Raw genomic sequence first — 15,914 nt, 5'->3', positions numbered from 1 at the left:
TTAGAAAAACTCAGGCGTCCAGTTCTCCGGCTATCACATTGAGGCTACTCATTGTCAAAATCGCATCGGAAAGTGTACTTCCTTTGCACATTTCGGGATAAGCCTGGTAATAGATGAAGCTTGGCCTACGGAAATGCAAACGGTAAGGTGCTCTTCCGCCGTCGCTGATCAGGTAAAATCCTAACTCTCCGTTTCCGCCTTCCACCGCGTGATAAACTTCGCCAGCCGGTGCATCAATCTCTCCCATCACAATTTTGAAGTGATAGATCAATGCCTCCATATTCCTGTATACTTCGTCTTTCGGAGGAAGGTAATATTCCGGTGCATCCGCGTAATACGGGCCTTCCGGTAAGTTATTGATCGCCTGCTCTACTATCTTCAGGCTTTGCCACATTTCCTCATTACGAACCATATAACGGTCAAAAGTATCTCCGGACTGGCCGATAGGTACATCAAACTCAAAATCCTGGTAAGAAGAGTAAGGGTTCATTACACGCACATCATAGTCTATACCGGCAGCACGCAGGTTAGGCCCCGTGAAACCGTATGATAATGCCCTTTCTGCTGAAATAGGACCGACGTTAATGGTCCGGTCCATGAATATCCGATTGCGGTTCAGCAGCTTTTCCAGCTCGCGTAATACCGCAGGGAATGATTTAATAAATTCGTGGATTTTCCGGATCGCAGTATTGGAAAGGTCTCTTTCCATACCACCCAGGCGGCCCATATTAGTAGTGAGTCGTGCACCGCACACTTCTTCATAAATCTCGTAAACTTCCTCGCGCTTCTGCATTACATACAAGAAACCGGTAAATGCACCGGTATCTACGCCAAGGATACTGTTACAAATAATGTGGTCCGTGATCCGGGCCAGCTCCATCATGATTACCCGAATGTATTGCGCTCTTTTAGGAACTTCCACACCCAGCAACTTTTCAACCGTCATGTGCCACCCCAGGTTATTAATCGGGGAGGAACAATAGTTCATGCGGTCAGTAAGCGTCGTAATCTGGTAAAATGGCCTTCTTTCAGCAATTTTCTCAAAAGCACGGTGTATATATCCAATCGTCTGCTCCCCTGACACGATCTTTTCTCCATCCATTTTAAGGATATTCTGAAAAATACCGTGAGTTGCGGGGTGAGTAGGGCCGAGGTTAAGGGTTGTTAATTCTTCAACCAGTTCAGGCAGCTCGGTTTGAGAAGGGACGTTATGAGGTAATAATTCAATATCTGCCATATTTTACTCAATATAAGGTCAACGGCCAAAAAGGGCATCAGTTTTGTCTTCACGCGTGGCATCTTCCATCGGATACTCTTTTCGCATCGGGAAATAGTCCATTTCTTCGATGTTCAAAATCCTGACCAGGTTTGGGTGTCCGTCAAACAGAATACCGTAGAAATCGTATGTTTCACGTTCCATCCAGTTAGCGCAGGCAAACAGCCCGGTCGCAGTAGGAATATGCAGATCCGACTCAGCAAGAGAAACTTTAATTCGCAGCCGGAAATTGTGAATGAAGCTGTGTAAATGATAAACTACCTGAAATTCTTTGCCTTGATTGTCAGGATAGTGTATTCCACACAGGTCTGTCATGAAAATAACCTGGTATGTTTTATGGTCCCGAAGAAAGCCAAGTATCGAAAGGATTTCTTCCCGGGTTGTAGAAAGTGTCAGAAGCCCGTAAGGTTCTTCAAAATCAAAAACCTGGTCACCAAATTTTTCCAAAAGTGCCTCGGCGACTTCCTGGTTAGTTAACATAAGGGTTACTGAATGTTATAAGAAGCTAATAATTCCTGGTATTCATCGGTATTCCGGCGACGCAGTTTCTCATTCTGGGCAAGATGCTGTATTTGCATCAGACCATCGATAATCTGTTCCGGTCTTGGCGGGCAGCCCGGCACGTAAACATCCACCGGTATGATCCGGTCAATACCCTGCAATACACTGTAAGTATCAAAAATACCACCGCTTGAAGCGCAGGCACCTACCGCCATAACCCAGCGTGGTTCAGCCATTTGTAAATACACCTGCTTTACTACCGGCGCCATTTTCTTGGCAATTGTTCCCATCACCATCAACAAATCGGCCTGGCGGGGAGAAAAACTAGGGCGCTCAGATCCAAAGCGGGAAATATCATAATGCGCTCCCATCGTCGCCATGAATTCGATTCCGCAGCAAGAGGTCGCAAACGGCAAAGGCCACAGCGAGTAGCTGCGGGCCAATCCAATAGCTTCGTCAAATGAAGTTGCAAAAAATCCAGAACCGCTATGTCCTTTCGGAGCCTCCACAATCGTTACTTCTTTCATAATTTCTCAGATCAAATGTTTGAAGCCTATTCCTCCCAGTTGAGTACACCCTTGCGGATCACGTAGTAAAAACCGGAAAGGAGCAAAGCCATAAACAGTAACATTTCCAGGAAGCCAAACATTCCAAGTTCTTTGAAATTAACCGCCCAGGGATACATAAATATTACCTCCACGTCGAACAAAACAAAAAGGATCGCCACCAGAAAGTACTTGACTGATATAGGCGTTCTTGCATCTCCGACGGATTCAATTCCGCATTCAAACGGATCATCTTTCAGCTTGCTTTTCCGGCTCGGCCCGATCATGTGCGTTACTATCATCGTTCCGCCGATGAAAGCTGCTGCCAGGAAAAATTGAACTAAAATGGGGAGGTAATCTGACGGGAGATAAGTGTTATTCATTACAATATCGCTATGCTGTTTCTGCTAAACCTAGTTCAAATAGATGGATTCATTACAATCTTTCTATTATCTCAAAATTAGCCTTTGCAACTTTATCAATCAAATTCCTGAGTTTTTCTTTTGTCTAATTAGGATCATACTAAATAAGCCCCGTTTATGGCGGGGCTTATTTGTAAAATTATTGATACTGGAAGGATTATCGGATGATGATCTGCTTCGTCAGACTCTGCCCCTGGCCTGTTACCCTCAGAATATATTTGCCGGTAGAAAGGTAACCCAGGTTAATCTGCAAGCGACTGTCCAGCAGGCGGGGAGTTGTAGTTTTAACCACCCTTCCATAAATGTCAAATATGGTAATGACCGCATCTGCGATATTGTCCCGGGACTCGATATAAACGAAGTTGCCCTGACTTGGATTTGGGTAAATTACCACATCGTTCTCTTCATTGGTTTTAAATTCCTGAGAAGAAGTGTCGGAATAGCAAACAAGCCGGTTGTTATCTCCGATTGTGTAAGTAACCCGGGCTCTGGTTGAATAAACCCCTGTTTTTAGTATTTTAACAATATCAGCAGCTGTTTCTGTATCGGTATCGGGTGTTCTCCATAAAAACTGTTCATCAAGGCCGGTTTCGGCAATACTCGCCGTAATGCTGAATGGGCCCGAAGCTGCGATAACCGGCTTGGAAATTTCCGTGCGAACTATTAGCGAAGAAGTTGCTGAGTTTTCAGAAACACAACCAAAAATGCTCTCGCCTTTTACATAATACTGACCGCTCTCACCGATTTGGGCGGTAGGTCCAACTGCCAGCGGCGTATTTGATCCCTGCTTGTACCAGCTGTAAGTGTCTGAACCCTCGGCCACTGCAAATTGAAAAGAAGAATCAGCACAAGCCTGTTGATCACCCTGTTGCAAAATACTCGGCCGTGAAGGTTTTGCCTCGTGGTCGAGTACCACTACCGAGGTAAGGATAGAATTTCCAGAATTGTCTCTCACAGTCGCCCGGTAAGTGCCGGGGGCAGATACCGTAATCGAGCTGCCTTTTTCGCCATTATTCCATTCGTAGGAAGAATATCCGCTTGGAAGACTGATCCGCACTGCATTGTTTTCTGTTACGCACGAAGCAGTTACTTCGGGTATTTCAGCGGGCCCGGCAGGAGTAACGGTTGCAAAGAAGTCAGGACCCAAAGTTTCATTCCACGCATTCGCAAGAATTGTGAGCGCTTCGGTACCTACGAAGTGAATACCGTCGGGCCGGTTTGGAACAAGCTGGTCAGTTTCGGGGCCAGGATAAGTTGGATTAAACTGAGTTTCAAGAACAGCGTTCTGAGCCGCGATGATCTGCGGATAAACTTTCGAAGGAATACGTCTGTCCAGGGAAGCGCGGCTTGTTCTGGCAATTACCCAGGTAATGCGTTTATCAGTATCGCTGCTCAGCCTGTTGATGATCGTTTGCATATTCGACTGATAAAACGAAGCAGTCGTTCCAAATGCACCGTCCGTCTCACCCTGCATCCAGAGAATTGCCCTTACACCATATTGGTTACCATAATTTTTAGCTGCAATACGAAGATTGGCATAAGGCATTTGCGGCGCGTATTTATAACCGTAGTAACTCTCGGTAGGAAGTCCCTGTGCACTTCGAGACCAGTTTTCAACCGCCGTTCCTTCCCAGGCTGTATTGATAAACATCACAGGCATGTTAAGTTTTTCGACAAGTAAGTCGCCCAAAATACCCCAGCACCAGGGAGTTTGTCCCCTTGGAGACATTGTTTTGAGGCCGGTAGTAATCTTTGAGAATTCAGGTGGAACGGGGTCGGTGAGCAGATCTTTATATTGACCTAATTCATCATTTTCGTAATTCGAAACATATATAACGCGGTCATCATTCGCCCCGGGTCCCGGGTATTCCTTAAGACCTTGTGCATTGGATTGTCCGGCGATAATAAAAACTTCTCCTACTCCAAAGCGCGATAGTACATCGCGACCAACGATTTTACCGTCAGAAACGCCTCTTACTTCCAATGTATACCAGCCCTGGAAAAGTGTAATCTTTCCTGAAAATACCCCACCAACCGGCTCAGTATCAATTTCCTTCCATGGGGTGTCTATTCCTTGTCCCTGCACAACGGGTACTGCACGGGCCTCCACTTTTTCCATCGGAACGCTGAAAGTTCCGGTTACAGTGATTTCGCGCTGGCCGGTAACGTCTCGCTGGTAAACTGCCTGAAAAGAGGGAGATGTAATCTTAATCTGAGAAAATGCTGCCGTTGTAATAACACAAATCAACAGCAGTGCCTTTGCCACTACCTGAAGAATAATTCTATAACGCATTGGGAATTCTGATACGGGTAAAATTTTTTATATCCGAACGATAAGAGTTTTTGGACTTTTCTAACGTAATCAATAGCAAAACGGACACAAATGTAAATGATTATTTTGGCTAAAATATAACCATTCAAATTTTTTGATCAGTGGAATGCGTTATCGGTCTTTACTGTACGATAATCAGTTTTTGACTTGCGGTGAAAGTGGTTGACAGAATGCGGACAATATAAATGCCGCTTGAAAGGCCGGATAAGTTGAAGAAGTGCTGGCGATCAAATTTCGCCACTTTGAAGGTTTTGTGAATTACGCCACGGCTGTCGATAACCTGCACTTCAGCATTAGTCACATTTGTAAGCGTTTCGACAGTGAGCTTACCAGTTGAATTTGGATTTGGAAATGCGACAAAGCCGGGATTAGTAGTATCAAGGAAAAAACTAAATGGTGCCGAGAAATCCGAAAAACAAGTGAGCGTTGGACTGTAAACAATGGTATTATTGACAACGTAACTGCCAGAACGTACCGCTTTCAGAATACCGCTGTTTTCTGTAAGCACATTTTCATTCAACTTCCAAACATGGTCACCCTCGCTGAGATTATTTTCAGCCAGCAAAGTAAACGGCCCGATCTGCCTGATCTGCGGAACGCTCGGCGACGGCTTTACGTCAATTGCTATTTCAGGTGAATAGGGTGAGAAGCATCCTGCACCATCTTTGATACGTGCAGAAAATGTTCCTGACTCGAATACCGAAATATTTTCGCCCTCTTCCCCATTATTCCAGAAAAACAGATCACCGTTTGTTGCTTGCAGTGTTATCGTGTCTCCGTCGCAAAATGTGGTCGCACTCAGTGCTTTAACAATAGGGGCGGGAGGCAGAGCCAGTGTCGTTGTCTCGATCCTGTTGCTAGGGTCGGAATAGCATTTGAACTCGTTGATCGTTTGAACCGAATAATTTCCGGCAGTCGTAACCTTGAGGGTTTGAGTAGCTGCTCCATTGCTCCACAAAAATCCTGCTGCTGCGGTCGATCGCAGGTTCACACTCAAATCCGCACAAAAAGTGGTCGGTCCGTCAGCCGTGATCACCGGCGTGGCAGGCAACGGATTCTTTACGACTTTGGTAACCGGTGAGACGGGCGATACACACCCATTTTCGTCTCTTGCCGCAATTGTAAAGTCGCCTGACTCACGTATTTCAATCTCGCGGTTATTATTTCCGTTGCTCCATACATAAGAGAAAGCTTCGCTGCTGCGCAAGGTTGTAAAATCCCTGTCGCAGAATGTGGTCGGTCTTACAGCTGTAATAGTAGGTGTAGCTGGTAGTGGATTTACTTTTACGGCTATTACGTCCGAAGTCGATTCACAGCCGTTGGCGTCGCGCTGCTTTAATGAAAAGTTGCCTGATATGGTGATAGAGATCGCCTTAGTAGTAGCTGCATTGCTCCAGATATTCCCGGTGTCGTAATTGGATGTCAGGGTAACGTTCTCACCCGCGCAAAAAGTAGTAGCACCGCCCACGGCGATCTCAGGTTTGGCAGGAAGCGGGTTCACTTTTACAGCAACCACATCAGAAGCAGGTGAATAGCAGCCCGCATTGTCCAATGCCCTTACCGTGTAGTCACCCGAATTTTTTACGGTTATGCTCGCATTCTCGTCCCCGGTTGACCACACATTTTTAACTTTCGAATCGGAAGTAAGCTTTACTTCCCCTCCGTCACAAAATGTAAGCACGCCGGAAGCGGTGATCTTTGGCTTGTCCGGCAAAGGAGAAGTCACCACTTTCATTGTTATTTTGTCAGAAGTTGCTTCGCAGCCGTACACATTTTGAGTCGTCACAAAGTACTCGCCGCCAACAGTCACAGGCAACCTGTCACTTGTTGAGCCGGTGCTCCATCTGATATTTTCCGAAGTACTTGAAATTAGTGTAGCAGTATTTCCAAGGCAGACTGGATTACTGCCTTCAAGTGAAATAGTGGGCCGGTTAGGCTGGATACTCTCGTAAACTTTAATTTCAGGTGAGAATATATAAAATCCCCTGTCGTCCCGCGCAAACGCACGATAACTTCCGTTACCAACCCGGACACTACTCGAATTCTGACCGTTATTCCAGCTGAAAGAGTTGAGACCGCCGGTATCTGCATTCAAATTGATACTACCATCACCAGCGCAAGTTGCGCTGATCTTCATCGGACTTACACCCTGATAAGGCTCTGATCTTGAAAAGAAATCGTCACTTAATTGCTGCGTCCAGGCATCACCAAGCTGTACAAGGCCATCATCTTTGAAATGGACACCCTCTTGGTCTATCCTCGGGATTTGTATATTATCGGTCGAAGGTCCTTCAAAGACATTATTAACTGTATTGATAACCTTTCTCTGGCCCTCGATTACCCGCTGATTGCTTCCTTTTCGGTTATTATAAGAAGTGAGCGAGACTACCCAGGATATATTCTTTCCGGATTCATTCCGCGAAGCTTCGATCACCGTTTTAAGATCCTGTGCGTAGCTGTCCGTAGAAGTACTTACATCATTATCCGCCTCGCCTTGCAGCCACAAAACCCCTCTCAGCCCTGTAATTGGCGTATAGCGCTGAATAACCGCCCGCATATTTTTGTAAGGCATTCCGCTTGGTTCGATAGGTACTCCCGTGTAAACCGAATAACCGGTACCGTTTATACTTTCACGCCAGGTCCTGACTGCAGTTCCGTACCATCCTACATTATAAAACAGAATAGGGACATTCAGTCTGGCAGCAAGATTGTCGCCCAGTTTTCCCCACGCCCAGGATGAATAACCTCGCGGGGCAATTTCAGAATCAGCATCCAGATGCTCGAAATGTGGATAAGGAAGGTCTTCGTAAAGTCGTGGGGCGTCGGTATTGTTGTAGCGGATACAGTTAACCCTGTCATCCTGAGCGCCACGAGCGCCCATATCTTTGTAACCTTGTGAGTTGGATTGTCCCGCAATGAGGAAGACTTCGCCGACACCTACGTGTGGAACTGTATAAGAGCCCACCATTTGATCGCCTTTCCACGCACGCACTTCCAGTGTGTACCAGCCTCCTTTTGCATCGTCCAGTCTTTCTGAGAAAAAACCACCTTTTGGATTCGTTGCGATTGTTTTCCAGTCCTTATCAGTACCCTGGCCATTGATCGGGCTAAGCTTTGCCTCGATCCGGTCGACTATTTTGGTGTAGGTTCCTGAAATATAGATGGTCGCTGAATTGTTTTTATCGCGTTGAAAAACAGACCGGTCGGTAGGGTATTCAACGGTGACTTGTCCTAAGCTGCTTAATGATAAAAAGCTTAATACTACCAAAAAAAAATACGGTAGATAGTGTTTCATAATTGACTGAAGATTCTGTACGTAACTCCTCGGACACACAATATGCGTCACTTGGTTGCTTGTTTCAAGAAATTATTATTTTACGGGAAACGGTGAATTGATGAGCTCCCATACCTTGTCTTTCAATTGTTCAATTCCTTCTTGAGTTATTGCAGAAATTAAAAGAGTGGTGATGTTTTCCGGAAGCTTTTCCCGCAAACTAATTTTTTCCTGATCGGTTAGAATATCAGTTTTAGAAACGGCGAGGATTCGATTCTTGTCTAGAAGCGAGGGATTATAAATCTTAAGTTCCTGAATGAGTGTTTCATATTCGGCTTTAATATCCTCACTGTCAGCAGGAACCATGAACAGGAGAATAGAATTTCTTTCAATGTGGCGCAGGAAGCGAAGACCAAGACCTTTGCCCTGGGAAGCGCCTTCAATGATCCCCGGAATATCCGCCATTACAAAGGATTTGTAATCACGGTAAGAGACAACGCCGAGGTTGGGGACTAATGTGGTGAAGGGATAATCGGCAATTTCGGGCTTTGCAGCAGATACTACCGAAAGCAATGTGGATTTTCCTGCATTCGGAAACCCGACCAGACCTACGTCTGCCAGTACTTTCAATTCAAGGATAACCCATTCTTCCAGACCGGGCTCACCTGGCTGCGCATGCTGAGGAGTTTGGTTTGTAGCTGATTTAAAATGGTCATTTCCCATTCCGCCGCGGCCGCCTTTCAGTAGAATTACTTCCTGACCATCTTCGGTGATCTCAAAAAGCTCTTCTCCTGTTTCTGAATTACGGGCGATTGTGCCGAGCGGTACTTCTAGGATAATATCTTTCCCGATCGGGCCTGACCTTCTGCCGCCTTCGCCGGCTTTTCCGTCAAAAGCTTTTACGTGTTTGGTATATTTCAGGTGGAGCAATGTCCAGAGCTGCGCATTGCCTTTTAATATTACGTGGCCACCGCGGCCACCGTCACCGCCGTCGGGCCCGCCTTTTTCAACGTGTTTTTCACGTCTGAAATGAAGTGCACCCGCGCCGCCATTCCCCGAGCGGGCGTTTATTTTTACGTAGTCAATGAAGTTTGATGAAGCCATGTGTTGTATAGTGCAAATTCAAATTACGCCGCCGAAATGGCTTTTGTAATTTCACCGAAAATTAATTCGATATCCCCGATTCCGTTAACTGCTACAAACTTACCCTGTTCCTGATAGTAATCTGCTACCGGGCGGGTTTTGTTATTATATTCCTGAATACGTTTTGTAATCAGTTCTTCATTCTGATCGTCTGGCCGGCCGGAGGTTTTGCCCCTGTTCAGCAGTCTTGCAAGCAGTTCATTATCATCTACCACCAATGCGACCATCACAGAAATGCTCTCATTATAGCGAGCCAGCAAATTGTCCAGCGCTTCCGATTGTTTTACTGTTCTTGGAAAACCATCAAAAATGAAACCTGCTGCATCGCGATGCTCTTTCAGCTTGTTATCGATCATTCCGATCACCACTTCATCCGGCACCAGAATACCCTGATCCATTAAAGTTTTGGCTTTTAAACCCAATTCTGACCCGGCTTGAATTTCTGAACGGAGCAGATCTCCGGTCGAAAGATGGATCAAATTGTACTTCGCGATGATTTTTTCACTTTGGGTACCTTTCCCCGCACCCGGAGGGCCAAACAGTATAAGATTCAGCATATTGCTCTGGAAATTGATGTCGCAGTCTTTGGTGGTTTTAGGCAAATTTACAATTCTTACTAGATGTCAGCCTAATTGTCTAGCAAAATTTACAAATAAAAAATCCCCTTAATATTTCTAATTAAGGGGATTACTACCTGAAATGTGCCTGTTACGGTACCACAATACGCTTTACGGTACCATCTTCGTTTTGTACTACTGTGACGAAAAGCGTGCCTTTTGTATTTTTCTTCAATTCGATCTGGCCCACGAATTCCCCTTCAAAATCCTTAATCGATTTGGAGCCGACTTCTTTCCCCTTAGTATCTGTAACAGTGATGTTTACGTCGCCTTTCTCAGGAACGCTGAATCTTAAATTGAGCATTCCGTTGTCCGGATTATTAGCATAAACATTCAAAGATCGGACACTCGCAGGTTTCATCACTTCCTTTTCCCAAACCTCTCCGAGGTTCTTTCCAAAATCCTCCATATCCCGCATAAACACTTTCGCTTTCGGCCGCATTTCTCTTTCGAAACTCCGCATATTGTTACGCAGCTTTTCTGTATCAAAATTGAAATCGTAGGAAAAATCATTATCCCAGTGAAATGCGAGGGGTTCGCGGTCGTCGCGGTGATCTATGATTGCTTTCCTGCGTTTTTTAGCGATAAGCACATCGGTATCTCCATCGTCCATCGTGATCGAAATCGTCTGTTTTTTCTTTTTATCAACGCCCAGCGAGTCCAGCACTTTTTCTACAAACTTGTCGCGCTCTTCGCTGGTCATTGCACCTACTTCGTAACTTTTCTCAATATCCTTCGTTTTTCCATCCTCCTCTTCTGTTACACGAATGTGGATTTGCGACTTTCGCTCCTTCTTTTCTGATTTGGTCGTTTTGTCAGATTGGGCGGAGGCGGTACCAACTGTTACTGCCGAAATCAGCAATAGCGAGAAGGTGAGTTTTGACAAGAAAATAGCTTTCATATATGCGTTTTGTTATGTGTATGAATGATTTACAATAATATAAGAAACCCTTTTTAACCGTTGTTAAATAATGTTAAAAGGCCAGTCGGCACAGCCGGATATCTTAAATTTGTTTTCGGCAAGAATGTCGGTGAAAAGGCTGAGGGCGTTGCACCGGAGAAATGAAAATTTATGAGTAAGCGGAAAATACAGATCATAGTAGGGTTAATGTGCATTGCGCTGATCGGGCTGATCGGGTTTCAGTGGTATTGGATCCGGGAGGCTATTTCGATCCGGCACGATCAGTTTAATCAAAAGGTGTCGGAGTCGGTACAGGAAGTGGTACACCGGCTTGAAAAGCAGGAAATGATGCATTTGCTGCAAAGAAGGATCGAAGCAGAGCAGCAAAAAAGCAAGCTCGACAGGATCGCCCAGCTGCGCGATATGCCCATTAAAAAAACTGCCCCTAAAAAAGTCGAGGCGCAGCCCGAACAGGTTGTACGCGTTCAACCAAAAATGGAAATCGCAATTGGCCCGAATGGGGAGGAAATTCATTACCAGATCATTACAGAGGCGGTACCTACTGACGTTTTGAGTCCGAATTTTCGCATTATGGTCGACCACCAGCAGCGGATCATGGAAGAGTTTTTCCAGGCCCAGCAATATGGAATGGTCGGTATCGACGAGTTTATGCGGAGGCGGATGGACGATGAAAAACGGCTCGGCAATGCATTTCGTGGTATCTACGATTCTGAGTTAAGAAAACCCGCCCGTGATTCCGGATCAGGAGCGGCTGCCAACCGGAAAGTAGCCCTGCCACGAAACGGTAAAAACGCCCAAAAGAATAAGATAGCCTCTAATACCGAACCCGACCGTGCGGAGCTTTTGAAGGAGGTAATGAAGGATTTCATTTATACTAAAAGACCTATTGAACAGCGCGTAAACCGGTTTTTGCTGGATACTTTGCTTAAAAAACAATTAATACAAAACGGGATCACATTACCCTATGAGTTTGCGGTGCGCGGCCAGTCGAATGATAGTCTGATATTTTCGACTGCCAGTATGCGCCCGGGCGACTGGGAGCAGATATCCTACAAAGCGGCGCTTTTCCCCAACGAAACCTTCAATACCCAAAGCGCGCTATACGTCTATTTTCCTGACCAGCAGCGATATATCCTGAGCAATATGGGCGTGATGTTCGGCGGGTCCGGGGTATTGATATTGGTAGTAATGGCGTGTTTTTATATGGCGGTCACTACGATTTTGCGCCAGAAAAAGCTGTCGGATATTAAAAACGATTTTATCAATAATATGACCCACGAGTTCAAAACGCCGATTTCAACTATCGCATTGGCTGCGGAAATGGCGCATGAGAATTCGGCGAGCCTGCCTCAGGGCGGTAGTCCGCGGCTGGACAGGTATTTGGGTATTATTAAAGAAGAAAACCGCCGGCTGGGTACCCACGTCGAGAAAGTACTGCAAATGGCGCTGCTGGACAAAGGGCACGTGAAACTGAAAATCAGTGAAGCGAATATTCACGACCTGATCGGCAAGGTACTGAACGGACAAAGTGTGCAGATTGAGCAGAAAGATGGGGAAGTGGATCTCGACTTCGAGGCGGTCGATGAAATTGTGTCGGCAGACGAAGTGCATATCTCGAACATACTCAACAATCTGGTCGACAATGCAATTAAGTACTCGCCTGAGAAACTGCATCTTGCAGTAAAAACCTGGAACGAAAACGACGGTATTGCGATCTCTATCGCCGACAAAGGGATCGGTATGACGCGCGACCAGCAGCACCGGATCTTTGACACATTCTACCGGGTACCTACCGGAAATGTCCACGATGTGAAAGGTTTCGGGCTGGGATTAAGTTATGTAAAGAAAATGGTAGAGGCGCACGAGGGTACGGTAAATGTGCAAAGCAAACCCGGTGAAGGCAGTATTTTCACGGTTTGGCTCCCGTTAAGCAAAGCGGCGATCGCTTAGAAATATCCGCTGCAAATCCTAACTTGCCTGCTTTTACATTGAAGCAACTGCCGGTTAAGGTAAATTTCTGACTACACAATGATTTCCAAAACATACGCTCCCCAGGAAATTGAGGACAAATGGTATTCCTATTGGATCGATAACAAGTTTTTCAGCTCCAAGCCAAATCCTGACAAGGAGCCTTATACGATTGTAATCCCTCCGCCCAATGTGACCGGCGTGCTGCATATGGGGCACATGCTCAATAATACGATCCAGGATATTTTGGTCCGCAAGGCGAGAATGGAAGGAAAGGAAGCCTGCTGGGTACCCGGCACCGACCACGCTTCTATTGCTACCGAAGCCAAAGTAGTTGCAATGCTCAAAGAAAAAGGGATCAACAAGAAGGATCTCACCCGGGACGAATTTCTTGAATACTGCTGGGAATGGACGCACAAATACGGCGGCATTATCCTGAAACAATTGCGCAAACTCGGCGCTTCCTGCGACTGGGACCGTACCCGTTTCACAATGGAGCCCGACTTGTACGATTCGGTGATCGACGTTTTTATTGACCTATATAATAAGGGTGAAATATACCGCGGCCACCGGATGGTAAACTGGGACCCACAGGCGCAAACGACCGTTTCCGACGAAGAGGTGATTATGAAAGAGGTGAATCAGCGATTGGTTTATCTTAAATATCCTTTGTTAGGCGAGAATGGCGAAGGAAGTATGGAGGAAGGGGTTGTGATTGCTACTACGCGGCCGGAGACGATTATGGCAGATGTGGCGATTTGTGTGAATCCAAACGATGAGCGTTACCAGCATTTGATAGGAAAGAAAGTGCTGATTCCGCTGATCAATCGCGCTATTCCGATTATTGCGGATGAATATGTGGAAATGGAGTTCGGTACCGGCTGCCTGAAAGTGACACCGGCGCATGATACCAATGATTATGAATTGGGTAAAAGACATAATCTGCCGATTATCGACCTGTTGAATGAAAACGGTACGTTGAACGAAAAGGCGCAGATATTGGTGGGCGAAGATCGATTTGTAGCGCGCAAAAAGATTATTAAGCTGCTTGAAGAATCAGGTAATCTGGTTAAAACAGAAGAATATAAGTCTAATGTCGGCCACTCGGAGCGGACGAATGCGGTGATCGAGCCGCGGCTTTCGGAGCAGTGGTTCCTCAAAATGGAGAAGATCAGCAAACCTGCATTGGACAATGTAATGAACGATACAGTTCAGCTGATTCCTGCCAAATTCAAGAACACTTACCGGCACTGGATGGAGAATGTACGCGACTGGAATATCAGCCGCCAGCTTTGGTGGGGCCACCGCATTCCTGCCTACTACCTCAACGACGGGACGGTAATTATCGCGAAATCGAAACGGGAAGCATTGCGCAAGGCGCAGCACGAATACCAGCTTTTTGCATTGACGGAAGAAGATCTTACCCAGGATCCCGACGTACTTGATACGTGGTTTTCATCATGGCTGTGGCCGATCTCGGTATTTAACGGGATCAAAGAGCCTGATAATGAGGATGTAAATTACTATTACCCTACAAATGATCTGGTTACTGCGCCCGAAATCCTGTTTTTCTGGGTTGCGAGGATGATCATCGCGGGTTATGAATATAAAGGTCAGTATCCTTTCAAAAATGTGTATCTCACTGGTATTGTGCGGGATAAGCAAGGCCGGAAAATGTCCAAGTCACTTGGTAACTCGCCTGACCCGATCGACCTGATCAATCAATATGGTGCAGATAGTATCCGCACAGGAATGCTTTTCAGCTCGCAGGCAGGGAACGATCTGCCTTACGACGATAAGTTGGTGGAGCAGGGAAGGAATTTTGGAAATAAAATATGGAATGCATTCAGGCTGGTAAAAGGCTGGACGATTGATAGCGGACTGGCCGCTCCCGAAGGATCGCAGATTGCGGTAAGGTGGTTTGAAAGCAAGCTGAACCAGACGCTGGAAGAAGTGCAGGACCATTTTTCCAAATTCCGGATTTCAGATGCATTGAATGCGGTTTACAAACTGATCTGGGACGATTTCTGCGCGCAGTACCTGGAAATGATCAAGCCCGGTTTCGAGCAGCCGATCGACGTCGATACCTACGATTCTACTCTCGATTTCTTCGACCGGTTAATGCGGTTGTTACATCCATTCATGCCATTTATCTCGGAAGAAATCTGGCAGAATATCATCGAGCGCCCAGCAAACGATTCCATTTGCATTGCCAATTTCCCGAAAGCGCTGGATATCGATCAGTCGCTGCTGAATGATTTTGAGATTCTTTTTGAGCTGGTTTCGTCGGTTCGCAATATCAGGAATACAAAGGGGATCAGTCCCAAAGTCGCGCTTCCGCTGGCGATCCGTACGGATTCGAAGGAACGTTACCAGACACTTGAAAGTCTGATCGTGAAGCTGGCCAATGTGGAAGGTATCAGCTATGTAACCGAAGAAGGCGAAGGAACTTCGTTCCGGGTGAAGTCCGACGAGTTTTTTGTAAACCTGGCGGATGAAGTGGATGTAGAATCTGAAAAGGAAAATCTGGAAAGAGAACTGGGTTACACGCAGGGATTTCTGGATTCGGTTTTGAAAAAGCTGTCAAACGAACGTTTCGTGCAGAATGCAAAGGGTGATGTGGTTGAAAAAGAAAGACAGAAACAAGCGGACGCAGAAGCGAAAATCGAGACTTTAAAAGAAGCGCTGGCCAGATTGGGTTAGTCCTTTGAAATAAGAATAGAGTTCGGCACAGTGCGAAAGCGCTGTGCCTTTTTGTTGGAATATATTGGCGGTTTCGAGATACCAGTTGTAAAGAAAGTGCAAGGCGACGACCATCTAAATCGTTCACCCTTAGGATAAAACGATTATTTAATTGAGAGAAAATTATATTCAATTATTAAAATATTTTATTAGTTAAGAGACATTGAATTGT

11 protein-coding genes are annotated in these 15,914 nt (G+C 45.9%); 2 read left to right on the top strand and 9 right to left on the bottom strand.

Features of this window, described 5'->3' with window-relative positions; genetic code table 11:
* Positions 1 to 10: 10 nt before the first annotated feature.
* From nuoD to LZG94_RS20450, 9 genes are all read right to left on the bottom strand, one after another.
* Positions 11 to 1,237, bottom strand: a complete 1,227-nt coding sequence (nuoD, locus tag LZG94_RS20490) for an NADH dehydrogenase (quinone) subunit D (RefSeq protein ID WP_215234971.1) — start codon at positions 1,235 to 1,237, stop codon at positions 11 to 13.
* Positions 1,238 to 1,255: 18 nt separating this feature from the next.
* Entirely contained in the window at positions 1,256 to 1,756 is a 501-nt protein-coding gene (locus LZG94_RS20485) for an NADH-quinone oxidoreductase subunit C (RefSeq protein WP_215234970.1), read from the bottom strand.
* Between the two features lie 5 nt (positions 1,757 to 1,761).
* Positions 1,762 to 2,304 carry an NADH-quinone oxidoreductase subunit B gene (locus LZG94_RS20480; protein ID WP_215234969.1) on the bottom strand — a complete coding sequence of 181 codons (543 nt, stop codon included), beginning with the start codon at positions 2,302 to 2,304 and terminating at the stop codon, positions 1,762 to 1,764.
* Positions 2,305 to 2,330: 26 nt separating this feature from the next.
* Positions 2,331 to 2,705, bottom strand: a complete 375-nt coding sequence (locus LZG94_RS20475; RefSeq protein WP_215234968.1) for an NADH-quinone oxidoreductase subunit A — start codon at positions 2,703 to 2,705, stop codon at positions 2,331 to 2,333.
* Positions 2,706 to 2,901: 196 nt separating this feature from the next.
* Positions 2,902 to 5,037 (bottom strand): sialate O-acetylesterase, encoded by a 2,136-nt coding sequence (locus tag LZG94_RS20470; RefSeq protein ID WP_233793648.1) that lies wholly within the window; start codon positions 5,035 to 5,037, stop codon positions 2,902 to 2,904.
* A gap of 160 nt (positions 5,038 to 5,197) precedes the next feature.
* Complete coding sequence (locus LZG94_RS20465; protein ID WP_233793647.1) at positions 5,198 to 8,371, bottom strand: sialate O-acetylesterase; 3,174 nt, start codon at positions 8,369 to 8,371, stop codon at positions 5,198 to 5,200.
* A gap of 75 nt (positions 8,372 to 8,446) precedes the next feature.
* A complete protein-coding gene (gene obgE, locus LZG94_RS20460) occupies positions 8,447 to 9,454 on the bottom strand; it encodes a GTPase ObgE (RefSeq protein WP_233793646.1) in 1,008 nt (335 codons plus the stop codon).
* A 23-nt stretch (positions 9,455 to 9,477) separates the two neighbouring features.
* Entirely contained in the window at positions 9,478 to 10,050 is a 573-nt protein-coding gene (locus tag LZG94_RS20455; protein ID WP_215234964.1) for an adenylate kinase, read from the bottom strand.
* A 151-nt stretch (positions 10,051 to 10,201) separates the two neighbouring features.
* Positions 10,202 to 11,011 carry a T9SS type A sorting domain-containing protein gene (locus LZG94_RS20450; RefSeq protein WP_233793645.1) on the bottom strand — a complete coding sequence of 270 codons (810 nt, stop codon included), beginning with the start codon at positions 11,009 to 11,011 and terminating at the stop codon, positions 10,202 to 10,204.
* Between the two features lie 171 nt (positions 11,012 to 11,182).
* Between LZG94_RS20450 and LZG94_RS20445 the strand changes: the two genes are divergently transcribed.
* Positions 11,183 to 12,982, top strand: a complete 1,800-nt coding sequence (locus tag LZG94_RS20445; RefSeq protein WP_233793644.1) for a sensor histidine kinase KdpD — start codon at positions 11,183 to 11,185, stop codon at positions 12,980 to 12,982.
* A gap of 78 nt (positions 12,983 to 13,060) precedes the next feature.
* On the top strand, positions 13,061 to 15,703 hold the full coding sequence (locus LZG94_RS20440) for a valine--tRNA ligase (RefSeq protein WP_233793643.1): 2,643 nt from the start codon (positions 13,061 to 13,063) through the stop codon (positions 15,701 to 15,703).
* Positions 15,704 to 15,914: the final 211 nt, after the last annotated feature.

It is taken from the genome of Dyadobacter sp. CY343 (assembly GCF_021390335.1).
Classification (GTDB): Bacteria; Bacteroidota; Bacteroidia; order Cytophagales; family Spirosomataceae; genus Dyadobacter.
This window is presented reverse-complemented; position numbering and strand designations above follow the sequence as displayed.

What these genes read in the sequence shown, in the direction of transcription:
- nuoD (WP_215234971.1), bottom strand. Translation starts at nt 1,237, where the DNA reads ATGGCAGATATTGAATTATTACCTCATAACGTCCCTTCTCAAACCGAG.
- LZG94_RS20485 (WP_215234970.1), bottom strand. Translation starts at nt 1,756, where the DNA reads ATGTTAACTAACCAGGAAGTCGCCGAGGCACTTTTGGAAAAATTTGGT.
- LZG94_RS20480 (WP_215234969.1), bottom strand. Translation starts at nt 2,304, where the DNA reads ATGAAAGAAGTAACGATTGTGGAGGCTCCGAAAGGACATAGCGGTTCT.
- LZG94_RS20475 (WP_215234968.1), bottom strand. Translation starts at nt 2,705, where the DNA reads ATGAATAACACTTATCTCCCGTCAGATTACCTCCCCATTTTAGTTCAA.
- LZG94_RS20470 (WP_233793648.1), bottom strand. Translation starts at nt 5,037, where the DNA reads ATGCGTTATAGAATTATTCTTCAGGTAGTGGCAAAGGCACTGCTGTTG.
- LZG94_RS20465 (WP_233793647.1), bottom strand. Translation starts at nt 8,371, where the DNA reads ATGAAACACTATCTACCGTATTTTTTTTTGGTAGTATTAAGCTTTTTA.
- obgE (WP_233793646.1), bottom strand. Translation starts at nt 9,454, where the DNA reads ATGGCTTCATCAAACTTCATTGACTACGTAAAAATAAACGCCCGCTCG.
- LZG94_RS20455 (WP_215234964.1), bottom strand. Translation starts at nt 10,050, where the DNA reads ATGCTGAATCTTATACTGTTTGGCCCTCCGGGTGCGGGGAAAGGTACC.
- LZG94_RS20450 (WP_233793645.1), bottom strand. Translation starts at nt 11,011, where the DNA reads ATGAAAGCTATTTTCTTGTCAAAACTCACCTTCTCGCTATTGCTGATT.
- LZG94_RS20445 (WP_233793644.1), top strand. Translation starts at nt 11,183, where the DNA reads ATGAGTAAGCGGAAAATACAGATCATAGTAGGGTTAATGTGCATTGCG.
- LZG94_RS20440 (WP_233793643.1), top strand. Translation starts at nt 13,061, where the DNA reads ATGATTTCCAAAACATACGCTCCCCAGGAAATTGAGGACAAATGGTAT.